Genomic DNA, 22,405 nt, shown 5'->3' with positions numbered 1-22,405 from the left:
TGAAAAAATTCGGAAATTAATTGATAACCTAAGCGTCAGCCTAATCGGCAACCGGCACGCGCGCCGTGGCGCGCCGCCGTTGCCAGCTTCGTTCGCTGAAGTGCAAAACCAGCAGCCCCGGCAAACCTAGCAGGATTTCACGCGCGCGCTTGGCGAGCGACAATGCCAGCGCCGCATCCGGCGGCAGGCCCACGAGCGGCGCAAGCAGCAGATACCCGCCTTCCTGCACGCCGAGCGAGCCCGGGATCATGAACGCTGCACCACGAATCGCCTGCCCGAGACTTTCGAGCAGGAGTGCATCGACCCAGCCGACCGGATGGCCGAGAAAACGCAGCGCGAGCCACACTTCGACCGTGCCGACGATCCAGCCCACCAGACTCAGTGCGAAGCTCGCCGCAACGCGGCCGCGCTCGCGGTACATCGCCTGCACGGCGGCGTCGACGGCTTCGGCGCGCGTCATCAGCGACGACCAGTCGCGCTTGCCGAACACCTTGGAGAGCACGCCCAGCAGACGGCCGAACAGGCCGCGCCGCTGCGCGTAATAGAAGCCAGCGATCATCACGCCCAGCACGCCAGTGGCAATAAGCGTAGCGATTCGCAGATCGTGAAGCGCGCCGTGCGCGGCGTAAGCGCCGAACAGCAGCAGCCCGAACAGTGCGAAAACGATTTGCGCGAGCGCCTGCATCGTGGTGCTGACTGTGATGGCGGCAGCCGCATCGCGCATGCGCATGCCGCGCTGGGACAGTTGCCGCACCATCACCACGGGGCCGCCGATCTGGCCGGCCGGCAACAGGCTATTCACCGATTCGCCGATCCAGCGTGCAAACAATGCATCGCGCAGCGTCACGCCGTGATGCACGCCGTCGCGCCGCCGCTGGAACAGCAGCGCGATGGCGCCGGCGTCGAGCACCAGCGGCACGAGGTGGAACGCCGCGACCAGCATGAGCCCCCAGCCTGCCGCAGCCAGCGCCGCAGCGACGGAACCGAAACCCTGCCACGCGAGCAGGCCGACAAAAAGCGCCGTCCCGATCGACAGCAGAATCAGGGCCGCGCGTGTCATGCAAGGTCCTTGCCGCGCTTGGTCATCTGACGGAAAACCTGGCGGAAACCGAAGTACGCGATGGCGTCCTTCATGTTCGAGATGAAACGGCGCCACGGCCGCATGTTCGGATCGGTGACGTATTCGAAAGTCAGCGACACGCGCATTTCATTCGCGCCGGCGGGCGTGATGCGATGACGCAGCTTGTCGCCGTCGAAGAACACCAGGCCGCCTGGCGGAATCTGCACCGAGCCCGGCTGGTCCGGCACGTCCGGATTGCGCGTGTGCAATTCGTAATCGAGCCGGCACGACGATTCGTCGATCACGCCGAGCAGCAGCGTGTAGCGGCGGCCGTCATAGTAGGAAGTATCGTAGTGCCAGCCGATGTGGTCGCCGGCACGCGTGTAGTAATACAGCGCATACGCGTGCGGATCGTCCGCGGGCGACACCTGCAGCTTGTCGCCGCTGAGCTGCTCGAGCCAGCCGATCAGTTCCTTCGAGCGATACAGCTCGGCGATGAACGGCGCGAGGCGGTCGATCGTATGACGGCTTACGCTGCCGCCCTGCTTGTGGCCCGGCAGATAGTTGCGGTTCACTTCGTCGAGCAGACCCCGCGCGCTCTGGACGAGCTGGGCGGTGACTTCAGGCGCGAGGAAATCTTCCAGATACAGGAACGCGTCCTGAGCGGCGAAATCCCTGGCGAGACGCGGGGTGTCGAACGTGCGCGTGCGGCTCGCAACGGCGCGCCCGGCATTCGGCGCAGGCGCGACCGGCATGGCCGACAAAGAGGCCGACGAACGTTCAACTGAGATTGGCGCGATCACGTCGTCTTCGGCGTGCATACTCATTTGCTGGCCCACATTTGACTGGTTTCCGACGCCTTGGCGGGAGCGGCCGCCAGGTGCGCGACGCGCCAGTAGTCGACCACGACCCAGGCGGCAAAGAGCGGCGCGCCGATCGACGCAACGACGATGAACGGCATGACGACGCCCGTCAGCGTGACGATGGGTAGCAGATACAGCACGTCTTCGGTTTCGAAACCGCCGACCGACGCCTGCTTTGTACCCGCCTTGCCCGCCATATCCTCGATGCGCATGCGCAGGAAGAAAATCAATGCGACTGCAACGCCCGCCACGGCACCGAGCCATCCGGGTGCAACTTTCAACGAGCCGACATGCGTCGTACCGATGCCCATGCCGACGAACAACATGACGGTCACGAGCGCGTCGCAAGCCAGATCGTAAAAATGACCGATCCGGCTCGACTTGCCGCCGATGCGTGCGAGTTCGCCATCCGTGTGGTCGACGAAATTCGACAGGACGATCAGAAAGGCGCCCGCATTGGCCCAGGCAAATCCGCCGTGAGCAAGGCACAGTGCGCCAGCCAGACCAATCAGCAGGCGCAGCGTGGTCAAGTGGTTCGGCGTGACCCAGGTGTTGACGAGCGGCGTGACAAGCCGGCGGGCGAGCCTCGCGTCCCATGTTCTGGGGGTCGAAACGTTCAATGGAATTTGTTGTCGCGAATTCATAACCCGGAAATATATACGGGATCGTGAAAGCTTGCTTCCTTCCTTAACGCTTTCTTAAGGATCCGTCGTTGCCGCTGCGTGCCAGGCGCCGCGCAAAATATGCCAAATCACGTTAAAGTGCGAACCCAGTTGCGCCTGTCACGCCAGATCCTTTCGATACGCAACGTCCTTCGGGTCGCGACACCCGGCCGCCGCCCGTTGCGAACACACTACATCGAACGCGGGTCGCTATTCACGCCTATGAAATGCTTGTTTTCTTCTGTACTCCTTGCTCTGGCCATCGCGGCACTGCCGCTCACTAGCCACGCCGCAGCCCTCGATGCGCCGCTGGTCTGCAATGAGAGCGGTCATCAGTTCATTGCCGACCTCGTCGAGCAACAATTGATCGACCCGAAACCGACGCGGGTCGAAAGCAACTCCATCAATGCGTTTTCGCCGACGCAGGGCGCCGACCTGACCGCATTCGGCTTTCACGTTTTCGCGGTGGTCGGCTACGAAAAAGACGATCCGATGTTTCGCGTCGGCAAAGGTGAGCCATTGGCCCGCTCGGCCTATGGCGTCGTGGTGTTTGGTAGCGAATCAAAGGTCCAGAACGCGGTCACCGCGGCCGGCAGCACAGCGATCGTCCATCGGGTGGCGCCGCTCGTGACGGCGATTTTCTGCAAGCGGAGTTGAGGCGGCCGGCCGCGCTGCCCCACGCCGCCCCTACAGTTTGATCCCCGCCGGCCCCCCGTCAGATACCCGACCGTCGTGCCGAAGCGGTCCTGCGAGGATTCTGTGCAGCGAGTGCGAAAGCAAATTGGCAGGCTTTAGCAAGATTGTGTTTAGCATTTCGCTAGCTAAACCAGGCATCACCGGTCTAGCCCGGACGGCGGAATTCGTTTTCGACCCACGCGGCGGCACTCGCCTTGCTCAGCTTGAAGTTCGGCGCGACCTGCACTTGCGCGAGCTGTTCGCCAAATGTGTCGAGCGCGGTCAGCAGCGCGTACGGTTCGTCTTCGTCTGGGACGATGTCGAGCGTGATGTCGAGTTCGTCATTGCCGTCCGCGCTGGCCACGCGCACTTCTTTATGCAACTGGGCGCGCAGTTGCTGCTCATGGCGGCGCAGCACCTCAGAGGCGGTTTTCACCAGTGTGTTGAACGCCGACGTGTCGAGCGGCTTCGGATCTTTCTTGTTGCGGCCCATCGTCCACGGACCGACGAGCGCCGGTTCCGCTTCGCCGTCCTTGATCATTGCGACGGCCCAGCCTTCGTCGTCTTCGTTCTTGATGACGCGCGCGGTCCAGCCGTCGTCGCGCCACAGACGCGCTTCGTGCTGAATTTCGGGCTGCGCTTCGTCCAGGTGCTCGTGCGGGGTTTCGTGGATTTCGGGCGCACCTTCCGTCGTGGAGTCAGCAGCGGTGTCGGACGATGGAAGGGGGGTATCGGTCATTACAGGTTTACTCACGTTCGCGGGGCGGAAACACATCTCAAGCCTGCGATTCTACCCGTCCCGCACACGCCGAATGCGGCCCCCTGACGAACGGACAAGCCGGGGCAAGCTCCTCGCCAATCGGAGTGATGTATTTCGTTATGCGCGGGAACTTACAAATCGATTATAAAAGCGCAAAAAAACGCGGCCCGAAAGCCGCGTATAAAGAAGAAATGAAAAAGACACCCTTGGTCAGGGGTGTGAAGTGAATTGTAGAACCGTAATTCGCCGAGATAGACCATCCGAATTGGAAGAGTGCATTGCAGAAAACTGAATGAATGGAAGATTGCCTGACGGCAGGTTCGAATGGCTCGGGCGATCCGAAGTGGCACATGGCGTCGCTACAAGGCGACTACTCGCTGAGCAGGCGTACCGACGTGTACGTGGAAGGCGCGTACCAGCACGCTCGACGTAGTCATAGTGACGGCGCAAGCGCGCCGTGGGTATACTAAGGCCGGCTGCCTTCCTTGCCGTAACGTCGTTGCGGTCGAACGGCGGCTTCGTCGCGAAGCATGGCGTTGCGTTCAATCGCGTCGCGCTTCGCCCGCGCCCCAAGTTCCCGCGCACGACCGGGGACGCCGACGATCTGACCATGAAACGACTTCTTCTGCTTGCTCCCGCTGCTGCCGTTACCGCTTTTCTCGCTGCCTGCGGTTCCTCCAGCGGCCCCGCCCACGATGCATCCCAACCGATGATGTACGTGTCTTCGCAGCGCGCCCCTGCCTATATCGCCGATTGCCTTGAAAGCAAGCTGTCACGCGTGCGGATGTCGCGCGTAGGCGACGCGACCGAGATCGCCGTCGGCTCCGATTCGAACAACTCATATTTCGTTACGCTGACGCCGCTCAACGCCGGCTCGGTCATCAAGGTGATACATCCCGCGGATGCACCAGACGACCCGCCTGAATCGGAAATGCGCTTCGATATTGCGCGCTGCGCGACCTGAGTTTTTGGTCGCGCGGCTGCGTTTTGAGAACAACACTGAAGGCCACGCCGATGCGCGATTTTTTATATCGCGTGTCGGCTATTTTTTTATCTGTTCATCTGCGACTATAGCCGCCCTTTAGCTTTTATCCGGCGCGCTGCGTCGTGAGGTTCGATGGCATCCAAAAAAGCACATCACGCGACTGGGTTTGCAGCCGGCGTCATCGCCGCGGCTGTTGTCGCTCGCGTCGGCGGCGGCGGTTCGTTTCATATCGGCGTGTTCTTGAGTTTCATCGCCGGGGTGGCAGGGAGTACGGCGCCGGACTGGCTGGAGGTGGCCTGGTGGTCGCGCGCGCGAAGGCTGTGGATCACGCATCGTACGTTGACGCATTGGGGGGTGGGGTGGGTCGCGTTGCTCGCGGTTTCTTATCATTGGCTTGGGCGGTCTGCTTATGCTGCGCCGGGGTTTGGTTTTGCTTGTGGTGGGCTGATGCATCTGTTGGCCGATTGGCCCAATCCTTTGGGGGTGCCGTGGGTTGCCGGACGGCATTCCTTGAATCTTTGGAATAGCGGGCACTGTGATTTGATCGTTATTGCGGCTTCGTGGGTTGCGGCCTGGTTTATTGGTGAGCATGTCTGGTTACATGGTGTGCACGGGGTTTCGGTTTTGCGGGCTTTGAGAATGGGCTAGCTCTACGGCAAGGACGGCGGCAAGGACGGCGGCGGCTTCGTCGGCGACGTGGTCCGCACGATGGGCGAAATCACCAGCCGATCGGCGACATCATCGGCGTAATCGACGGCATCGCGTTCCAGACCAACCTCCTGGCGCTCAATGCCGTCGTCGAAGAAGCCGCTGCCGCGGCCCATTCGCTAAAGGATCAGGTGGGCGTGTTGCGCGAGGCGATCTCGAGCTTTGCGCTGCCGGCCTGAGGCCGCAGGCTCCTCGATTCAGGCAGCGAGGCGCGAGGAGAGGAAAGGCAGAGAAAGAGAAGGCGCTCTACAGGCAGAGAGCGCCTCTTTAACACGCCGCGTCGGAGTCGACGCATCAATCGAACGAACCAGCCGCGCGGATTTTTCAACTCCGCGCGGCTTTTTTGTGGCCGCCTGTGGCTGTGACTACGCCTTGCGGTTACGGCCACAGCCCGTCTGCGCCGCGAAGGCGAAGCCGCGCCGTTCAGCAACCGCTTGCCATACCCGATCCCGCAACCCGATTAAGCCAAATCAGGCATCGCCGAATTCGGCCTGTGTTTCGCCCGCACCGTCACCGCGCTCGGCGGCGACACCGTGCACGACTTGCCGCCCGGCCACGATCCCCTTGCATGGACCTCGCATCCTGATTACGTTCTTATTACAATCGGGGCAGCGTCGATTGCCGCGGCCAGCGCCAAATGGCTGCGTCACCGGCAACTCAAGATATTCACCGCCGCCGATTCGAGCGGCGCCAGCTAATCCCACTGCACGCCACGCGCGTGTGGCTTTCGTTCGAGGAGCACGCTCGACAGTCACGCGCAACAGGCCACCGGCGTCGCCGGTTTTTCGCCCTCGCACTGCTGTTCGTTACCCGCACTCATGATCCAAAAGAAGAAATCGCAGTCGCACGATCCGTACGCGCCCGTCGCGAAGAACCCGTTGCTGGCCGCGCGCCTGCCAATGTGGCGCTCGAAACTTGTCGTCCTGCTGGTGTTCGGCGCGTTCGCGTCGCTGGCGGGACGCGCGTTCTGGGTCCAGGTGGTCAATCAGGACTTCTACGTCGATCAGGGGCAAAAACGCTATCAGCGCACGCTAGAACTTGATGCGACGCGCGGGCGCATCGTCGACCGAAATGGCTCGATGCTCGCCGTCAGCCTCGCGACCTATGAGATCTGGGCCTCCCCGAAGCTACTCGACGAAGCGGCGTTCGCGCCACTTTCGAAGCTGCTCGACCTGCCGCTGGCGGAACTGCGCCGGCGTCTGAGCGGCGACAAGACCTTCGTGCTGCTCAAGCGCCAGGTGGATGCCGGCACCGCCGATCACGTGAACAAACTGGGCCTCGCCGGCATCACACAGATCGCGGACTCGAAGCGCTTTTATCCCGAAGGCGAATCGGCGGCGCACGTGGTCGGCTTCACGGATATCGAGGACAACGGCCAGGAAGGCGTCGAGCTCGCTGCCAACGAACAACTGCTCGGCGTGCCGGGCCAGCGCGAAGTGATCCGTGACCGTCTGGGCCGGGTGGTGTCCGAGACCCGGCCGCTCGTGCCCGCGCAGAACGGCGACACCGTTCATCTAACGATCGACCGGCGCATTCAGCAACTCGCCTACGCCCAACTGAAGGACGCCATCGCCAAACATCACGCCGAAGCCGGCAGCGTGGTCGTGCTCGATGCGCGCAACGGCGAGATTCTCGCGCTCGCCAACTATCCGAGTTTCGATCCGAACGACCGCGCGCGTCTGACCGGCCGGCAGCTGCGCAATCGCGCGGTCGTCGACACCTTCGAGCCGGGCTCGACCATCAAGCCGGTCGTCGTCGCGCTGTCGATCGACGAGGGCAAGGTGCGGCCGCAAAGCGTCATCGATACTGCACCGGGCTGGTACAAGATCGGGCCGGCCGTGATTCACGACACGTCGAATCATGGCGCGATGACAGTTGCCGAAGCCGTGCAGAAGTCGAGCAATATCGCGCTCGCCAAGCTCGCACTGAATCTGCCCGCCGAAAAGATCTGGAACAAGTATCAGGAATACGGGCTCGGGTTGCGGCCCGAGCTGACCTTTCCGGGTGTCGCGTCGGGCAAGGTGCGCCCGTTCAAACGCTGGCGCCCGATCGAACAGGCAACCATGGCGTATGGCTACGGTCTGTCCACTTCGCTGCTGCAGATCGCGCAGGTCTACACCGCTTATGCCGGCGACGGCACCCTGCATCGCGTGAGTCTGTTGCGTACAGACAAAGAAGCGGACAAAAACGCGGACGGGAACGCGGGTGCAAGTGGCGCGGCACAGGCCACCGGCAAGGGCCATGCGGTCACCACGCCCGCCACCGCGCGCGCGATCCGCTCGATGCTGGAAATGGCCACCGGCCCTGGCGGCACAGGGCGAGCCGCGGCAGTGGAAGGCTACCGGATCGGCGGCAAAACCGGCACAGCACGCAAACAGGTCGGCGCGACTTACGCGAAAAACCGTTACCGCGCGCTGTTTGTCGGCATGGCGCCCATGAGCGACCCACGGCTGATCGTCGCCGTCATGATCGACGACCCGGCCGGCAAGGCGTTCTATGGCGGGACGGTGGCCGGGCCGGTGTTCGGAGCGGTGACGGGTGGAGCGCTGCAACTGCTGGGGGTGCCGCCGGATGCGTGAGAAGGCCCCGCTGCTCCGTTAATCACGCTGCACTGTTCCAGCAGCGCAGGTTTAGCGTGGCGCGTTATTGCTGCCCGCTTTCACCAGCGCCTCGATGCGGTTGCGGCCATTGCGTTTGGCCTGGTACATCGCCCGGTCGGCTTCTTCCATCATCGCGCGGCCCTGCACGGCCGCGTCGGACGGTGTACCGGCAATCGTGCGCGCTGCTACGCCGATCGACACGGTCAACGCGATGCGTTCGCCGTGGTCGTCCTGCAAATCCAGCTTTTCGACAGCCCGCCGCACGCGCTCGGCCACCGTCAGCGCATCGGTCCGATCGCCTTGCAGCAGCGCGGTGAACTCTTCGCCGCCATAGCGCGCCACGGTATCGCCCAGCCGCACCTGCTGTCGCACACAGGCCGCCACCGCCGCCAGAGCGCGGTCGCCGGTCTGATGTCCGTAGGTGTCGTTGATACGCTTGAAACTGTCGACATCGATGAACAGACACGCGACCGGTACGCCATACCGGACGGCGCGCATGAGCTCCTCGCGCAACCGTTCATCGAAGTAGCGGCGATTGGCAAGGCCGGTCAGCGAATCGGTCATACCGAGTTGCTTGAGCCGCTCGCGATGCGCGACATTGTCGAGACTCGCTGTCACGATGCTCGCAAAGCGCTCCAGAATATCCGTGGCCATGCCTTCAGCGAAACGCCCCGGATCGTCGCTGCAGAGGCATAGATAGCCGCTGACGGTGTCGCCGGCGGCAAGCGGCAGCAAGATCGCGCTCCCCGGCGTGTCAGCGTCGCCGAAGAACGCGCGGCGCGCCGTTTCATTGAGCTTGCCCAGCTTGCCCAGCCACGGCCGTCCCTCGTCGCATAGCCCCTGGGCGGCGAGACCACCCTCGCGCGACGTTCTCAGATTGGGCTGGTCGATCGCATCCAACGCGCCCGGCTCGAGCAGTTCGAGCAACATCGGCGCGCGGTCGTCGAGCCACAACACCACGCTCGCCAGCGAGAATGCTTGCGGCAGATGGCTGAACAGCGTGTCGAGAAACGACGCGAAATCCCGTGCGCCGATCAACCTCAACTCGACGTTCTGGAAGCGGCGCAGCGTGCGCTCGTTGTGCTGCACAGTATCGACGAGCGCGCGAAGGCGGTCTGAAAGCGGCGTTTGAGCGAGATTCGTCACGTTATCGATGCGGGCGCGGAGGCGGAGCGGGGTCGGCAGCCCCAATCGCTGTAATAACGGCCAATTCCGCGAGGTCTTGAGGGTTGGATCGCCGGGCATGCAAAACAGCAGCTCAACGAAGCGATCAGGCAGTGCGACCCAACGCGGGGATTTTGAGCGGGGTCTTAAGTTTGGCTTAATTCTTACCTGTAACTATGCCGCACAACATCCCCTGTTGAGCCGCCAGAACATTGGCGGCGCTTTTTTTCGAGGGATGTCGCCGACGCGCCGATAGATGGACAGCATGCCTGCGAAGAAGGAGTCAAACGATGGTGGAAGACACGGTATTCGAGCATTTGCGCGCGATGCCCGGCAACGAATGGGTGCGCCAGATCCACTCGTGCAAGGTCTCGGCCCCCTTACAACCCCTTTGGGGACGCTCGTACAGACTCGTCGAATGGACCATGAAACACACCCCCGAATCGAGCCGCCGCGTGGTGCCCGCTGAAAGCACGCCACTCGAAATCGCACAGGCAGTGGTGTCGCACATTCCGGGGCGCCGCTTCTGCCAGCAAGGCGACGACTAATCGCGCAGCCGGCAACCTGCTCTCGGCTTTGCGCGCGCTTTGCCACTTCTTCCTCAAACAACGCGAATTCTTCCGCAGCGGCTTTTGCGACACTCGGGCGCTGCATCAATCGCTTGTAGTACTCAGCAACTGCCGGCCATTGCGACAGATCGATGCCGCCATACGACGCCCAGTTCAGCACGGTGACCAGATAGGCGTCGCCCACACTGAACGCGTCGAGCAGATACTCGCTTCGCGCCAGATGATCTTGCAGAACGCCTGGAAGTCCGATCCATCCGACAACTGTTTCGACTTCGTGTCGACCTGAATGTACCCAGCCTGCGCCCCCGCCTGCTGGCGCAAGCCACGGGCGAACTGGCCGCCGATGCGCAAGCGCCGCTCCTCGCGAAACTCGCGTCGGCGATTCTGCACAGCCTCGCGTTGCGCGCTCGCGCGGGCGACTCGCGCGCATCACTGCGGGCGACAGCGGTTGCGGGGGGGCGTTGATATGCGGCAGTGCGGGCGCGTCGCCTGTGCCTGCAACGGGCAAAGCCGCAGCGAAGGGACGTGGACGCTAGGCGGAAGGTGTTTCGCCCGCGCCGTTCGGTTTCCTCTGTTGCAGGGGGGCGAGCCGGTCAACGCGCTCTACGCGTTTTCGTAAAAGGACGGGATATACTGTTCATATATACAGGTATTTTTCGTCTGAACAATGCGCCTTCCTCCCTTCGACCCTCCCACGCTCGCCGAACTGCGCGCCTGGTGGCGCACGCGCGACGAGCAGGCCATCCAGCGGCTCATCCTCGAGATCCAACGCCAGCGGCTCACGCTGCTTGAACTGCGCAACCTGATCGACAGCGGCGTCCAGCAGGCGCGTGCCACCGACCGCACACTGGTGGAGCGCGGCGAACCATTAATGACGCTACGCATACGGATTGCGCAGGAAGTGCTGCGTGTTGGCGATATCGACGATACGCGGCAGATAAGCCGCGCCGAACAGGAAAGGCTCGCCGTGCGTACCCAGGGCCAGATGGAATACGCACGCGAAGGCCGCCTGAGGCGGCAGCGCCGGAATATCTAGCGCGAGCAGGCCAGCGTATCGCCGCGCGCCCGAACGAAAAACCGGCGCGCGGCTGAGTCAGTACCGCTGGGTCAGCGCGTTTGCATCGCGACGCGCAGGCCGAGCGAAATGAACAGCACGCCGATGAACTTGTTTTGCCAGCGGCTAAGCCATGTCAGGCGCCTGACGAGTTTGCCCAGCGGACGAATGGTCAGCACGATCAGCGTTGTATAAAGCGCGCTCATGCCGACGAAGATCAGCCCGAGCGTTGTGAACTGCAGGAATGAGGAGCCGTGCTCAGGGCGAACGAACTGCGGCAGGAACGCGAGGAAAAACAGCGCGGTCTTGGGATTCAACACTTCGGCAGGGATCGCCTGAAAAAAGGCTTTAGAAGCGGAAACCGGCGCGACCGCCGGCAGATGCGCGCTCGCCTGCTTTTCGCGCAAAGCGCGAATGCCCAGATAGACGAGGTACGCGGCGCCGACGAATTTCACCGCATTGAAGGCGAGTGCCGACGTCATCAGCAAGGCCGACAGCCCGACCGATGCGCCTAACGTGTGTATGAAATCGCCAACTGCGACACCAAGACCCGTGAGAATGCCGGCCTTGCGCCCACCATGCACCGTGCGAGTCAAAACCAGCAGCACGGCCGGACCGGGAATCAGAAAGAGCCCTAAAACAACGGCAACGAACGCTCCTAGCGTAGAAAGATCAAGCATGTCGTCTCCTGAGTGGCGCGCCCGATTCAGCAGACCGGCACGCGTTTAGCGGACGATTATAGACATTCGCGGATCGCCCATCGGCGATCCGTTACCATGGTGGGCACAGGGCCACATGAGACCTGCATGAGGCCCGCATTTTTCATTCACTGAAGTCTTTGCCTTGCCCACCTATACCTTGCCCGCGCCGCTTTGCGCGGAACTCGAGATTCGCAAGAGCCGTTTCATCGCGCATGCGATACCGGTCGCCGACCGCGATGCCGCGATGGCCGAATTGCGGCGTCTGCGCAACGAGCATCCTGGCGCGACGCATGTGTGCTGGGCGCTGCTGGCAGGTGGCCAGTCAGGCATGTCCGACGACGGCGAGCCGTCCGGAACCGCGGGCCGGCCCATTCTCGAAGTGCTGCGGCATCACGATCTGGACGGCGTGCTGGCGGCCGTCGTGCGATATTACGGCGGCGTGAAGCTGGGCGCCGGTGGGCTGGTGCGAGCGTATACCGACGCGATTGCCTCGGCTCTGCTGGACGCGCCGCGGGTGGAACGGATTGCTCAGGTTACGCTGATCGTCGAAGTGAGTTACGCCGATGAAGCGAAAGTGCGCAGATGGATCGAGGCTGAAGGTTACGGACTCGTGGACAGCGCCTACGGGATGCTGGTGAAGATGACTGTCCGGCTGCCCGTCACCGCAGTAGACGATGCCCGGCTAGCCCTGGTGGATATGACTCAGGGCAAAGCCGGTTTCTTTTGATCGTGCGGCCCTCCCCGCGAAGGGCGAGGCTGTTTCAATCGTTCGAAAATTCCGGCCCCTGATCCGGTTCAGGAAACGCACAGGATCGGCTCGCTGTTACCATGATGCTCTGTACCGCGATGACTCAACTTGAAAGGCAACTCCTCTGACCTCGACCGACGCTTTTTCCAGCACAGCGCCCGAGTCGCCGCAACAGCGTCAGTCTCTGCGGCAATCGCTCGGCCCCCTGCGCCCGGCCCTGAGATCCGCTGTGCTCAAGGGTTGCGGCGCCGTCGCACTGCCGTTGATGCTGTCCGCCTGCTCCTGGTCGTGGTTCGGCCTGAATAGCCCGCCGCGCGCGGCCGCGCATTCCACCGGCTGGCTCAGCGTCGCCCCCGCAAGCGATTTCGTGTACATGCCGGCTCGCAACGGCCAGGTTTCGCCGAACCGGATCGAAAACACCGCGATGACCGGCATCGTGCTAAAAACCGATATCAACGAGGCCGTGCGCAACGGCGTCGCAAGCAGTTTGCGGATCGCCGGTTTCCATCTCACTGAAGGCGGGAAGGTTCTGAGCGGCAGCATCGAGACGTTCACGGTCGACGATGCGCGGTCGCCGGCATTCTGGACGCTGAAAATGCGCTACATCGTGACCGATGCCGCGACCCAGAAAGTGGTGTTCTCAACCGTCAAGACGGTCCGGCAGAAGTCGCCTAAATTCACCAGTAACACCATTGCCATCGAAGACACGGTCAGGCTGAGCGTCGATGCGCTGATCAGCGACCCGGGCTTCGTTAAATCGGTGAATTGAGCGGATGGGTTCAATCGGCGCGTTCCGCCGATTCGCTACAATCGGGGAAATATCGGGAAAAGCTGAATCGCGCAGAATCGAGGCGTCATTGACGCCTGCCGTCTCGCGCGCCCGATTCGTTGCAGCCACGTCCCCTTCTCCGTGCGAGCCGTCATGTCCATCACCACCTGGCTGTTCTTCCTGCCCGCCTGCTTCGCGATCAACCTCGCGCCCGGCCCAAACAATCTTCTATCGATCAACGTCGCCGCGCGTCACGGCTTCATGACAGCCTTCGTCGGCGGCACCGGCCGGCTTGTCGCGTTCGCGTTGATGCTGGTGTTGGCTGCGACCGGCCTTGCCGTCGTGCTGCACGCATCCGAGTGGTTCTTTCTTGCGATCAAACTGGCCGGCGCCGCGTATCTGATCTGGCTTGCCATCCAGTTGTGGCGCAGCGACGCGCCGGCCATCGATACGACCCAGCAGGACGACGCGTCGCTCTGGCGGATTGCCCGGCAGGAGTGTCTCGTGGCGGCAGGCAATCCGAAGGCGATTCTGGTTTTCACCGCATTTTTGCCGCAGTTCGTCGATATCGCCAAACCGATGCTGCCGCAGTTCGCCGTGCTCGGCGCGAGCTTTCTGGTACTCGAATGGGTGGCGATCGCGCTCTATTCCTGGGCTGGCATGCACCTTGGCAAGTGGCTGGTTCGCGCCAAGGTTCGCCGGTGGTTCAATCGCTGCTGCGGGACGTTTCTGGCAGCGATCGGCGTGAGCTTTCTGCTGGTTCGGCAGGGATAGTAATAGAACCGCTGCATATAACGCCCTGGAGCGGCGAATGGATAAGATTCAACGTCACCTGGGTACGGCTCTCGCCTTCATCGCGGGCGAGACACTCGTCTGTCTCATGCTCCTGACCGCACTGGTGTGCAAGTTGACCGAACGGATCGGCAAATCGCGGCCACCGCGCTAAGCTGGCGGTCATTGCCTGCGCAGCGCTGCCAACGCCGCTTCGAGCGCCGGCTTCGGCGTCTCTGAAGCGTCCACCAAACCAAAATTGCGCTCGCGCGCGTTCTTGCCATTGACTGTGTCTTGCCATTCGTAGATAGAGATCAGCGGTGTCCTCAACGAAGCACGCTTCATGAGAAAAGCCTGGATGTCTGCCGCCTGACCGGTCATGCCCCCCTTTGCTCCAGACGAGACGCCCCACTCTGTAATAAGCGCCGGCAGTCCATATCGGGAAAGAACGTGCGCGGATGCGTCTTGAATCTGCCGTTCGCTCATTCCGTATGCATGGTACGAAACGGCGTCGATGCAGTGATCCGACGATGATTGAAGGCTCTGCAACAGCTTGTCCGAGCGGGAACCGGATGCTGGGGCCGTCGCGAAGCCGAATCCAATCACAGGCGTCAATGCGTGAACGTTTTTCAGTCCGGCGCACACCTCCCGCATATATACCGGAAACGTCGCATCGATATCGCCCGTCGGCCAATATGTAGGCAACTCCGGTTCATTCCAGAGTTCAATGGCAAGCACATTGCTCCTGTAAGTGCCAACCAGACTGCTCACTACGTGAATCAGTTGCTTCGCGGCGTCGCGCAGTTGTGCATTGCGAGCCGCCTCGTCCGACTGAAAAGGCCGTGCAAGAGGGATTGTCGAGCGCACCGTAAGAAGGACGGGAAGGCCCGCCTCCTCAGCAGCGGCAAACGCGCTGGCTACCCGCTTTTGATATTCAGTGGTCTGCATCGAATTCACCCATACGCCAAAACGAACGAAGTTAAATCCGGCAGCTTTGATCTGCATCGCAGATGTCGATGTGAAGCGCTCGACCTTGACTTGCGTACCTATCTTTGAGGGACCTTCGCTATCGAAAACCCGCTGTCTGAACGGTTGTGCCCGAGCTTGCATGGTCATGCCGACCATGCAAAGCGCGATTACGCCCGTCTTCAATAGACTTTGAAATGAAATCATGAGAAACGTGGTGCACGGGCCTTCGACTGCCTGAACAGGCAATTCAGACACGCGAGCATTTTTTGATCAGAACATGACATATATCTCCGGGCGCGCATACGACCACCAGGTCTAAGCCAGGAACCTGGTCTGCCCCCTAAGTAGTTGAGCCGCCATGCGCAAAAAAGCGCAACGCTTGACAGGTGCCGAATGTAGCTTCCCAAGTCCGGCTCGAATAACATCGAAACCGCCATGTGACCGATTACCAGGCTTGCGAGCACATCTATGGCACCCGTTCCGGTTCCTTCCACGCGGTCAGATGTTCGACCGAACACGGAGCCGACTGCGATCCATACGAATACCAGCATCAGGAATTCCTTTGGTCCCGGATAAAACAGAACCGGAATGTTCAGCTTCAGGATTGCGTAGACGTAGTCCACGCAGAAAGCAGCAAACGAATTCGGCTCGAGCAGGTTGTAGAAACCTGTGCGCGCGCCATAGGGCGAGCCGGCGACGAGATAGTCGACAGCCATATCGCGCGGATGCAACAGAACGTAGTACGCGGCGTCCGGCAACATATACAGCCCCGCCACAACTGCAAGGATCAGAACCGTCTTCAGTCGCAGCGATGCTCGACGGAATATCCACGCGCCAATGGCAATCGCAAGGATCAGCGCAAAATAAATCCGTACCGTCAACGCGTACCCCGCATAGAGAGCAACTGCGGCGACTATGACATTCCGCACCCGCCATCTCCGGCCGATCAGAATAAGCGCGATAGACATCAGAACGACAAGCGTGTCTTTGCTGGCAACGAATAAATTGAAAAACACGCACGGCGCGATCAGCACCGTATTCAGCAACAGACCGCCAAGCCGCTTCGAATATCCGAACATCAGCCAGATGAACAAGGCGCCAATACCCACAACGAAAAGGTTGGTGCCGATATTACCGAGCGAAGAATAAAACTTCGCGACCGCGTCGAAAGAGGTGTCCTGATATGTACTTGACCCACCAATCTGCGACTGAATCTTGCCTGAGTCGCGGAACACGAACTCAGGCAAGAACATGCTGGCTTTCCAATACATCGTCATATACAACAGGATCGCAAGACTGGCGATCAACCGAACGACACCATTGCTAAGCCGCGGGCCGGTATTGAGTACCTTACGGAGCATGAACAACCTCTCTATTGACCGCTTCAGCTTCGGGTACAGCACGGGCACGCATCACGAGAAACGCCAATATCGCTACGATCCCAGTACTCGCTGCCAGGTGCGCCAGCGCCGCGCCCGTTGCGCCTAGCCGCGTCACCAATATCCATTCCCCCGGAATGCTGATGGCCGCTACGACAGCCATTGCAACGGCGACCTGCTTGCCCAGGCGCAGTGCGACTGCGCCACTCCAATAAACGTCTGCGATAGACCGGAGGACGAAGGAGACCAGCAGAATGCCCAGCATCGTGAGTTCATGACTACCGGCGGGCTCGCGGGCGACGCGGAAGATCGGCTTGTAAGCGATCAGAATCGCGGTAGCGGCAATCATCGTGATGCCAACGGCAGACCGCATCGAAATTTGCAATGTCGCCCTGAAGTCGCCGCCGGCCTCACTCAACGAGCGTACCAACCGTGGTCCGGCCGTCACTACGATCGTGGCATAGGCGATCGTCTGGATAGCGTTCGCGATTGACCACGCAAACACGTAGCGGCCGAGCGAATCAGCAGAGATCACACTGCTCGCGAGAAATCGCTCGCCGTATTGCAGACCAGAGAGTACGGTGGTCGCGACAAAGAACGGCAAGCCCGCCACCCACACTGAGCGAACGCCGCCCACCTTGCGCGACACCGGCTGCGCCAACCCTACCTCACGCCTCTGACGCCAGATGCACCAGCATGCCGCAAGCGCGGCAATGACGTTCGCCCCGCACCAGAGCGCGAAAACTGTTTCAACTGAAAGGAGCACACCGGTGAGCAAACCAGGAATCGCGACACCGGCCCACGCACCCGTACGAATGAAAAGCAGCAGCGCGCCCAGGCGCGGCCGATGCAGCGAAAAAACATAAGACGTCGTCTCAAGCCCAATATGCTCAGAGAAGGCCACCAACATCACGCCCCAGAGAACGCCAGGTGGGATTCGACGAAACACATCGAAGCCCACACAGTTGTGCACAGTCAAGACGACGACGGCGATCGCCGCGTAGACGGCACAATAGAGCAGCAGTAGACGGCCCGCGTCCTGAATCGCGCCTGCCGGGTTCACAGCGCTCAATCGCCGGTTCATTTCGGAGCTGAATCCTAGTCCGAGCAATTTGGACGACACAACCGATACTGCGAGCGCCAGACCGTAGTCGGCCACAGCTGCGAATCCGAGCATACGGGCGACGACGATCGTTAGCGCGAATTTCAGCGCTAGCGACGTGATGCGAAAGGCGAGCCGGACGAACAGGTGCATCACCATCCCGCGCTATGAGCCTCGCGCGGCCCGGAGCTCGGCAAGTATCCGTTCCCGTGCAACACGGATGCGCTCGAAGCCAGAGGAGGTGTTCGCCCAAAAATTGCGAATCGCACCCGGCGTCAGGATCGTCGCAGCAACTTTCTCGGGGTCGAAGTCAGCCGCGTTGACCACCCAACCGTCCAGTCCGAGGTCGGAATACGCACCGAAACCTTTGCGTTCATAGCTAAGGTGGTAAGAAGGAACGCCACTCAGCACTGACTCGAGCGAGCCGTGCAAGCGGACCGACACTACGAAGTCCGGCGTATCCGTGGCCAGCATTTCTTTCAGCGACATAAGGTCGCCGTCGACGCCGATGCTCCGGTAGTACGCCAGGTCGTCGTTGCCTCGGCCCCTACTCTGCACGGCAAAGCTGATCCGGCATGTCTGCCTCAACCGTTGAATCAGCCGCTGCGTGGCGGTCTCGTACCGTTCCCGCTGCTGCATCGACCATTTCGGCGCCCGCCGCAGGACGAATGCCACGTGAGCCACGCTGGTGCGAGCCTTCTCCGCTCGCTCCATGATCTGTGCGCTGCGCCGCTCGAAGTCCAGCACAGCCAGATCAGGCGCGCGACGGGTGTTCGCGTTGCAGGCGAGGAAGGAGACCGAGCGGTCATCTCGAACGAACACGCATGAAAACCCTGCGAGCATTCCTATGAGATGCGAGCGCAACGGCTTCGCCGGCATCGAAGGTCCAATGCTTTGCGGCAAGTACACGGTCGGCTTGCCCGACAGACACGCTGCACGCATCTGCAGCAGGTGGCCCACTTCCAGTTTGAGGGCTTCCATGTAGTTACGCGCACGCAAGTATCCCCCGCCGACACCCACGAGAAGATCAGCCGAGGCCAGAATCCGCAACAACTCGCGCGCCCGGCTATTCTTGCCGATCGGCAGCGCCATACTGACCGCGCCGGCAATACGGGAGATACCAGCTTCCGCAAGAACCGGCGCCGGATGAACATCGGAGTATTGGGAGAAGGAAGCCGGATCAGCAGCAATGATCGATACGCGCGTCATCTCCCCAAAGGCCTCCTTCAAAAGGTCGATCGACAGGTCGACGAGCAGGCCATCTCCAGAGTTCTTCGAGCTGTACGCGTGAAGGAGGACCACATGCGTGTTTTTCGGCATTAATTGGTCTCCTTCATAAGTAGACGTTTGTATAGATTTGCGGTTCGTTCAACCATCGCTGTAGCTGAGAATCGCTCGACGGCGCGCTCGCAGTTACGGCTCATGCGTTCGCGCATCATTGGGTCCTGGGCAAGCGCCGCCGTCGCGTCCGCGAAAAGGTTTGTGTCGTCTTCATTGGGAACAACAAAGCCGATCTGTTCCGCGTCGATCAATTCCGCCGCTCCGGACACCCGGGTAGACACAATCGGGATGCCGGCCGCCATTGCCTCGAGGACGACATAGGGAAAACCTTCGTAGCGGCTTGGAAGCGCAAAGATGTCAAAGGCGGAGAAAAAACGGCGTGCCTCTGGAATCAACCCAAGCAAGCGTATGTTCGTGGGAATGCTCTCTTCGCTCACGCCTGAAACGCTGCCGAAGTCACCAGGACCCATCACCGCAAAAATGACGTTGTCCACGCCCCGCTCGAGGAGGCACTGTGCGACCCGCACGAGCCGATCAACGCCCTTCTGGAAATCCAGACGACCCACAAAGCCGACAACAACAGCGTCATGCGGCAAACCGAGTGCAACCCGCGCTTCAATCGACGGAAGCAACGCAGGCGCAGGCACGCCGTTGAAAATCGTTTCGATGCGATCCGCTGGAATACGCAACACCTGCCGCAAATGTTCCGCTTCGTCGACGGAAACCGCGATGAGGCGGTCGCTCCGAACACGACCGAGGAAACCTTCGATCAGCCCATAAAACCGCCGTTGTGCTCGCGGCAAATACGGATTCAGCGTGTAGACAGCGTGCGGCGTGTATACCTGCTTCCACGGTCCAATGCACATCCGCGCGAGCGCCCCTGCCTTCGAACTGTGGCTGTGAACGATGTCCGGCCTGATCCTGTGCAGGCACCTGGATAGTTGGGCGAAGGCGATCATGTCAGCGCTGCCGACCCAGCGGCGCATCGGCACACGATGAACCGTATCGCATTGCGCGAGCAGGTCCTCGGTGAGAATCACTCCGTCGAAACGGGCTCCAATCGGGACGATTAGATGGATGTCGAAGCCGCCGCAAGCGCGCAGGCCGCGCACCATATCAGCAATATGGACGGCTACGCCGCCACCGGCCGCTTCAACCACGAGCGCCACCCGCAAAGGAGGCGATCCCAAGTCTCGACGAACCTGCAATGCGCCAAAAAAAATGCCGCCATCCGCCGACCGTGACCGCTCGGCGCTACCTACCGTACTGACTTCCATCACTGCCCCTGACCAAGACGGGTCAGCAGTTGACGCCAGCGGGTCGTCAATGCAGGGCGCGGGTCTTCGTAGCAATACTGCACGTATCGGTAACCACCATTCTTACGGTTGTAGCTCCGTCGTCCGGACTTTGGATCGAGACCATTGAGAAGCGCACCGCTAACAGCGACTCCAGCGTGCGCGAACTGCCTCACAGATTCCGTCAACTCCCCAACGCGCGTATGACCGGCCCGAGCAACGAGCATCACTGTCGCGCAGTGCTCCGCTAGCACTACCGCGTCGACCGCGGCCAGAACCGGCGGCGAATCGACGAGTACCACGTCGTAATCGTGTGCGCTGTCTTCAAGAAGTTGTCCTACGCGCTCGTGCATCAGTATCTCGGCGGAGCTAGGCGGCAGCACACCGGTGGCGATGAAGTCAAGATTCGGAACAACGCTGCGATGAATGACCTCATCAAGAGAGAGTGCCCCCGTAATGACGTCTGTCAGACCCCGCGCGCGTTGTCGACCGAAGTATTCGTGGAGATAACCCCTGCGAAGGTCGCCGTCAATCACCAGCACTCGCTTTCCGCTCGTTGCCAGCAGTGCCGCGAAATTCGCGGATACGAAGGATTTGCCGACACCAGGCGAGGGGCCGGAGATAAGGATCACGTTATTTCTTGCGTTCGACATCGCGAACTGGAGTGCCGTGCGCATGCTTCGCAGGCTTTCGACGGCCGGTTCGCGAGGAAAGGCTTCAACGAGCAAGCGAACGTCCGAAGCGTGGTCGATATCGTTCCGATTGATCTGCCTTTGGTGGCGTGACTCCGGGATCGTTGCGTACACGTGCAAACCGACATGACTCTCAATCTCGTCCGCTTCGGCAATCCCCGCGAACAAAAAATTGTGAACGAACGCGAAGCCGACACCCAACAGCAGTCCGAGCAACGCACCCGCAGCGATCGTTACGGACCGGTTAGGAAATGCGACGTTTTCGGGAATGACAGGCGTGTCGACAACGCGCACACTTCCGGTCTTGCCTGCCTTGATCAATTTCAGCTGCTGCACATTGTTCAGCAACGCCGTGTAGAGATCGGTCGCTACCTTGACATCGAGCATCAAACGTACTGCGTCCTGTTGTACGTCGGGCAAGAGCCTCATTTGCCGATCAAACGCACTTTGCTGAGAACGAAGGGTGGCGATTTGCGCGTTAAGCGCAATCACTTCAGGATGCGAACTCGTGAACCGCGAAGCGAGCTCATCACGCTTCTGCTGCAATTCAAGCATCCGCGTTCTGGAATCCGCAGTCTGCTGAATGGCGATCCTGGCTTCCTCCTGCAAATCGACGGTGCCCTGCTTCTTTCGCATCTGCGTGTAGCGCGCTTCAGCGTCCACCAACTGCTTTCTGAGCAGCGGCACCTGCGTATCAAGAAACGCGAGAGATTGCGCCGCTTCAGCGGCCTTGCGTTCGACGTTCTGCTTCACGTAGTAGCGGCCAATCGCCTGCAACTGGTCCCGAACCAACACTGGATCTGCTGCGGTGAGGGTTGCAATGAGAACGCCCGACGACTTGATCTTCTCCTGAATTTCCAAGCCCTTCTGCATGCTCATGATCGTGTCAAGCCGGGATTTCCGGGTCAGCTTGAACTTCGTGCCGGGTGCGGCGTTGAACGACTTCACAAGCAACGTCATTGGCCCACTGCCCGTCTGGAACACCTCGGCCGCGCCGACCCGACCGGTAACGGCCTCATCAAGATCCCAACCGGACAGACGGTAGCGGTCACCGGAAAGCACCGTGAGCGCGAACTGATCACCTTCCAACCGCTTTGGCACATCGAACTGAACGATGTCGGCGCTTTCCGTGCCCCATGCCCAGCCCCCGATACCCAGGACACCTGGACGCATCACAGCGTCATTGAACCCGGATATGAAATTGCCGATCAACGGAAACCGGCGTGGGTGCACGACAATGTAGCTACGCAATTCGTCGACGACACTGGTCACGACGAGCCGCGACGCCATGATCTGCTGCTCGGCCGACGTGGGCGAGTTGTAGTCGAAAAGCGACGACACGTTGCCCAGCAAACTCTGCGCAGCAGCCGAGCCGCTGCCGTCTCCTACCTGAACCGAGATATCCGCCTGATAGCGCGGAGGGAACAGAAAGGCGAATGCCGTCGCAAGCACGAGGCAACAGAGGCAAATCTTGAGAATGACCCATCGGTACTCGACAAACACATCCAGTACCCCGATCAGGTCAATCTCATCATCTTGTTTTAACGCCTCGCTTTCGGGCGATTGCAACGGTTTCATTGTGTATAAAGATAGGTATT

At 60.9% G+C, this 22,405-nt stretch carries 24 protein-coding genes and 2 pseudogenes; 13 read left to right on the top strand and 13 right to left on the bottom strand.

The features are described 5' to 3' along the window. Nucleotides 1–40: 40 nt before the first annotated feature. Genes P3T22_RS05915 through P3T22_RS05905 form a run of 3 tightly spaced genes read right to left on the bottom strand, consistent with a single transcriptional unit; the run spans nucleotide 41 to nucleotide 2,567 of the window. Nucleotides 41–1,060 carry a flippase-like domain-containing protein gene (locus P3T22_RS05915; protein WP_429324496.1) on the bottom strand — a complete coding sequence of 340 codons (1,020 nt, stop codon included), beginning with the start codon at nucleotides 1,058–1,060 and terminating at the stop codon, nucleotides 41–43. Further along, nucleotides 1,057–1,887: a HalD/BesD family halogenase gene (locus P3T22_RS05910; protein WP_429324495.1), complete on the bottom strand. Its 831-nt coding sequence runs from the start codon at nucleotides 1,885–1,887 to the stop codon at nucleotides 1,057–1,059. Before P3T22_RS05910 ends, P3T22_RS05915 begins: the two co-directional genes overlap by 4 nt. Next, nucleotides 1,884–2,567, bottom strand: coding sequence for a CDP-alcohol phosphatidyltransferase family protein (locus tag P3T22_RS05905; RefSeq protein WP_429324494.1), 684 nt, complete (start codon nucleotides 2,565–2,567; stop codon nucleotides 1,884–1,886). The genes P3T22_RS05910 and P3T22_RS05905 overlap by 4 nt, the downstream gene beginning before the upstream one ends. A gap of 240 nt (nucleotides 2,568–2,807) precedes the next feature. Between P3T22_RS05905 and P3T22_RS05900 the strand changes: the two genes are divergently transcribed. Then, nucleotides 2,808–3,242 (top strand): hypothetical protein, encoded by a 435-nt coding sequence (locus P3T22_RS05900; protein WP_063499991.1) that lies wholly within the window; start codon nucleotides 2,808–2,810, stop codon nucleotides 3,240–3,242. A gap of 184 nt (nucleotides 3,243–3,426) precedes the next feature. Here P3T22_RS05900 and P3T22_RS05895 read toward each other — a convergent pair whose 3' ends face one another. Next, the gene (locus P3T22_RS05895) at nucleotides 3,427–3,999 is read right to left on the bottom strand and encodes a hypothetical protein (RefSeq protein ID WP_063499992.1); all 573 of its coding nucleotides are present in this window, start codon (nucleotides 3,997–3,999) and stop codon (nucleotides 3,427–3,429) included. Nucleotides 4,000–4,322: 323 nt separating this feature from the next. On the opposite strand from P3T22_RS05895, the pseudogene P3T22_RS05890 reads away from it, so the two are divergent. The 6 genes and pseudogenes from P3T22_RS05890 to P3T22_RS05865 form a co-directional block, all read left to right on the top strand. Then, nucleotides 4,323–4,445, top strand: a pseudogene (locus P3T22_RS05890) (porin); the annotation flags it as partial. A gap of 185 nt (nucleotides 4,446–4,630) precedes the next feature. After that, the gene (locus P3T22_RS05885) at nucleotides 4,631–4,984 is read left to right on the top strand and encodes a sugar ABC transporter ATPase (protein ID WP_429324493.1); all 354 of its coding nucleotides are present in this window, start codon (nucleotides 4,631–4,633) and stop codon (nucleotides 4,982–4,984) included. Between the two features lie 153 nt (nucleotides 4,985–5,137). Beyond that, a complete protein-coding gene (locus P3T22_RS05880; RefSeq protein ID WP_429324492.1) occupies nucleotides 5,138–5,653 on the top strand; it encodes a metal-dependent hydrolase in 516 nt (171 codons plus the stop codon). An 80-nt stretch (nucleotides 5,654–5,733) separates the two neighbouring features. Continuing rightward, a pseudogene (locus P3T22_RS05875) lies at nucleotides 5,734–5,820 on the top strand (methyl-accepting chemotaxis protein); the annotation flags it as partial. A gap of 369 nt (nucleotides 5,821–6,189) precedes the next feature. Next, nucleotides 6,190–6,411, top strand: a complete 222-nt coding sequence (locus P3T22_RS05870; protein ID WP_429324686.1) for a TRIC cation channel family protein — start codon at nucleotides 6,190–6,192, stop codon at nucleotides 6,409–6,411. Nucleotides 6,412–6,531: 120 nt separating this feature from the next. Next, nucleotides 6,532–8,292, top strand: coding sequence for a peptidoglycan D,D-transpeptidase FtsI family protein (locus P3T22_RS05865; RefSeq protein ID WP_429324491.1), 1,761 nt, complete (start codon nucleotides 6,532–6,534; stop codon nucleotides 8,290–8,292). 51 nt (nucleotides 8,293–8,343) lie between these two features. Here the strand turns inward: P3T22_RS05865 and P3T22_RS05860 are convergent, their stop codons facing one another. Further along, nucleotides 8,344–9,459, bottom strand: coding sequence for a DUF484 family protein (locus P3T22_RS05860; RefSeq protein ID WP_429324490.1), 1,116 nt, complete (start codon nucleotides 9,457–9,459; stop codon nucleotides 8,344–8,346). Nucleotides 9,460–9,767: 308 nt separating this feature from the next. Here P3T22_RS05860 and P3T22_RS05855 point away from each other — a divergent pair, with 308 nt between their 5' ends. Then, the gene (locus P3T22_RS05855; protein ID WP_063499996.1) at nucleotides 9,768–10,025 is read left to right on the top strand and encodes a DUF2866 domain-containing protein; all 258 of its coding nucleotides are present in this window, start codon (nucleotides 9,768–9,770) and stop codon (nucleotides 10,023–10,025) included. Nucleotides 10,026–10,199: 174 nt separating this feature from the next. On the opposite strand, the gene P3T22_RS05850 is transcribed toward P3T22_RS05855, so the two are convergent. Then, the gene (locus tag P3T22_RS05850; RefSeq protein WP_063499997.1) at nucleotides 10,200–10,436 is read right to left on the bottom strand and encodes a hypothetical protein; all 237 of its coding nucleotides are present in this window, start codon (nucleotides 10,434–10,436) and stop codon (nucleotides 10,200–10,202) included. Nucleotides 10,437–10,713: 277 nt separating this feature from the next. On the opposite strand from P3T22_RS05850, the gene P3T22_RS05845 reads away from it, so the two are divergent. Next, on the top strand, nucleotides 10,714–11,082 hold the full coding sequence (locus P3T22_RS05845; RefSeq protein ID WP_063499998.1) for a hypothetical protein: 369 nt from the start codon (nucleotides 10,714–10,716) through the stop codon (nucleotides 11,080–11,082). Nucleotides 11,083–11,153: 71 nt separating this feature from the next. On the opposite strand, the gene P3T22_RS05840 is transcribed toward P3T22_RS05845, so the two are convergent. Continuing rightward, nucleotides 11,154–11,780, bottom strand: coding sequence for a LysE family translocator (locus tag P3T22_RS05840; protein ID WP_429324489.1), 627 nt, complete (start codon nucleotides 11,778–11,780; stop codon nucleotides 11,154–11,156). A 163-nt stretch (nucleotides 11,781–11,943) separates the two neighbouring features. Between P3T22_RS05840 and P3T22_RS05835 the strand changes: the two genes are divergently transcribed. From P3T22_RS05835 to P3T22_RS05820, 4 genes are all read left to right on the top strand, one after another. Then, nucleotides 11,944–12,528, top strand: coding sequence for an IMPACT family protein (locus P3T22_RS05835; RefSeq protein WP_063500000.1), 585 nt, complete (start codon nucleotides 11,944–11,946; stop codon nucleotides 12,526–12,528). Between the two features lie 250 nt (nucleotides 12,529–12,778). Beyond that, complete coding sequence (locus tag P3T22_RS05830) at nucleotides 12,779–13,318, top strand: hypothetical protein (protein ID WP_063500001.1); 540 nt, start codon at nucleotides 12,779–12,781, stop codon at nucleotides 13,316–13,318. Nucleotides 13,319–13,471: 153 nt separating this feature from the next. Beyond that, nucleotides 13,472–14,092, top strand: coding sequence for a LysE family translocator (locus tag P3T22_RS05825; RefSeq protein WP_063500002.1), 621 nt, complete (start codon nucleotides 13,472–13,474; stop codon nucleotides 14,090–14,092). A gap of 37 nt (nucleotides 14,093–14,129) precedes the next feature. Continuing rightward, nucleotides 14,130–14,264, top strand: coding sequence for a hypothetical protein (locus P3T22_RS05820; protein WP_256390488.1), 135 nt, complete (start codon nucleotides 14,130–14,132; stop codon nucleotides 14,262–14,264). An 8-nt stretch (nucleotides 14,265–14,272) separates the two neighbouring features. On the opposite strand, the gene P3T22_RS05815 is transcribed toward P3T22_RS05820, so the two are convergent. From P3T22_RS05815 to P3T22_RS05790, 6 genes are all read right to left on the bottom strand, one after another. Then, a complete protein-coding gene (locus tag P3T22_RS05815; RefSeq protein WP_063500003.1) occupies nucleotides 14,273–15,262 on the bottom strand; it encodes a cellulase family glycosylhydrolase in 990 nt (329 codons plus the stop codon). Beyond that, a complete protein-coding gene (locus P3T22_RS05810; protein WP_063500004.1) occupies nucleotides 15,259–16,419 on the bottom strand; it encodes a hypothetical protein in 1,161 nt (386 codons plus the stop codon). Before P3T22_RS05810 ends, P3T22_RS05815 begins: the two co-directional genes overlap by 4 nt. Then, nucleotides 16,409–17,500, bottom strand: coding sequence for a lipopolysaccharide biosynthesis protein (locus P3T22_RS05805; RefSeq protein ID WP_429324488.1), 1,092 nt, complete (start codon nucleotides 17,498–17,500; stop codon nucleotides 16,409–16,411). Before P3T22_RS05805 ends, P3T22_RS05810 begins: the two co-directional genes overlap by 11 nt. A gap of 204 nt (nucleotides 17,501–17,704) precedes the next feature. Next, nucleotides 17,705–18,859 carry a polysaccharide pyruvyl transferase family protein gene (locus tag P3T22_RS05800; protein WP_063500006.1) on the bottom strand — a complete coding sequence of 385 codons (1,155 nt, stop codon included), beginning with the start codon at nucleotides 18,857–18,859 and terminating at the stop codon, nucleotides 17,705–17,707. After that, complete coding sequence (locus P3T22_RS05795; protein WP_429324487.1) at nucleotides 18,859–20,097, bottom strand: glycosyltransferase; 1,239 nt, start codon at nucleotides 20,095–20,097, stop codon at nucleotides 18,859–18,861. The genes P3T22_RS05800 and P3T22_RS05795 overlap by 1 nt, the downstream gene beginning before the upstream one ends. Next, a complete protein-coding gene (locus P3T22_RS05790; RefSeq protein WP_063500008.1) occupies nucleotides 20,097–22,385 on the bottom strand; it encodes a polysaccharide biosynthesis tyrosine autokinase in 2,289 nt (762 codons plus the stop codon). The genes P3T22_RS05795 and P3T22_RS05790 overlap by 1 nt, the downstream gene beginning before the upstream one ends. Nucleotides 22,386–22,405 lie beyond the last annotated feature (20 nt).

This window comes from Paraburkholderia sp. GAS348, assembly GCF_050434205.1.
Taxonomy (GTDB): Bacteria; Pseudomonadota; Gammaproteobacteria; order Burkholderiales; family Burkholderiaceae; genus Paraburkholderia.
The sequence above is the reverse complement of the archived record's forward strand: the minus strand, read 5'-3'. Positions and strand labels throughout refer to the sequence as shown.

What these genes read in the sequence shown, in the direction of transcription:
- P3T22_RS05865 (WP_429324491.1), top strand. Translation starts at nt 6,532, where the DNA reads ATGATCCAAAAGAAGAAATCGCAGTCGCACGATCCGTACGCGCCCGTC.
- P3T22_RS05885 (WP_429324493.1), top strand. Translation starts at nt 4,631, where the DNA reads ATGAAACGACTTCTTCTGCTTGCTCCCGCTGCTGCCGTTACCGCTTTT.
- P3T22_RS05845 (WP_063499998.1), top strand. Translation starts at nt 10,714, where the DNA reads ATGCGCCTTCCTCCCTTCGACCCTCCCACGCTCGCCGAACTGCGCGCC.
- P3T22_RS05855 (WP_063499996.1), top strand. Translation starts at nt 9,768, where the DNA reads ATGGTGGAAGACACGGTATTCGAGCATTTGCGCGCGATGCCCGGCAAC.
- P3T22_RS05820 (WP_256390488.1), top strand. Translation starts at nt 14,130, where the DNA reads ATGGATAAGATTCAACGTCACCTGGGTACGGCTCTCGCCTTCATCGCG.
- P3T22_RS05910 (WP_429324495.1), bottom strand. Translation starts at nt 1,887, where the DNA reads ATGAGTATGCACGCCGAAGACGACGTGATCGCGCCAATCTCAGTTGAA.
- P3T22_RS05895 (WP_063499992.1), bottom strand. Translation starts at nt 3,999, where the DNA reads ATGACCGATACCCCCCTTCCATCGTCCGACACCGCTGCTGACTCCACG.
- P3T22_RS05900 (WP_063499991.1), top strand. Translation starts at nt 2,808, where the DNA reads ATGAAATGCTTGTTTTCTTCTGTACTCCTTGCTCTGGCCATCGCGGCA.
- P3T22_RS05815 (WP_063500003.1), bottom strand. Translation starts at nt 15,262, where the DNA reads ATGATTTCATTTCAAAGTCTATTGAAGACGGGCGTAATCGCGCTTTGC.
- P3T22_RS05905 (WP_429324494.1), bottom strand. Translation starts at nt 2,567, where the DNA reads ATGAATTCGCGACAACAAATTCCATTGAACGTTTCGACCCCCAGAACA.
- P3T22_RS05800 (WP_063500006.1), bottom strand. Translation starts at nt 18,859, where the DNA reads ATGCCGAAAAACACGCATGTGGTCCTCCTTCACGCGTACAGCTCGAAG.
- P3T22_RS05880 (WP_429324492.1), top strand. Translation starts at nt 5,138, where the DNA reads ATGGCATCCAAAAAAGCACATCACGCGACTGGGTTTGCAGCCGGCGTC.
- P3T22_RS05915 (WP_429324496.1), bottom strand. Translation starts at nt 1,060, where the DNA reads ATGACACGCGCGGCCCTGATTCTGCTGTCGATCGGGACGGCGCTTTTT.
- P3T22_RS05825 (WP_063500002.1), top strand. Translation starts at nt 13,472, where the DNA reads ATGTCCATCACCACCTGGCTGTTCTTCCTGCCCGCCTGCTTCGCGATC.
- P3T22_RS05840 (WP_429324489.1), bottom strand. Translation starts at nt 11,780, where the DNA reads ATGCTTGATCTTTCTACGCTAGGAGCGTTCGTTGCCGTTGTTTTAGGG.
- P3T22_RS05810 (WP_063500004.1), bottom strand. Translation starts at nt 16,419, where the DNA reads ATGCTCCGTAAGGTACTCAATACCGGCCCGCGGCTTAGCAATGGTGTC.
- P3T22_RS05790 (WP_063500008.1), bottom strand. Translation starts at nt 22,385, where the DNA reads ATGAAACCGTTGCAATCGCCCGAAAGCGAGGCGTTAAAACAAGATGAT.
- P3T22_RS05795 (WP_429324487.1), bottom strand. Translation starts at nt 20,097, where the DNA reads ATGGAAGTCAGTACGGTAGGTAGCGCCGAGCGGTCACGGTCGGCGGAT.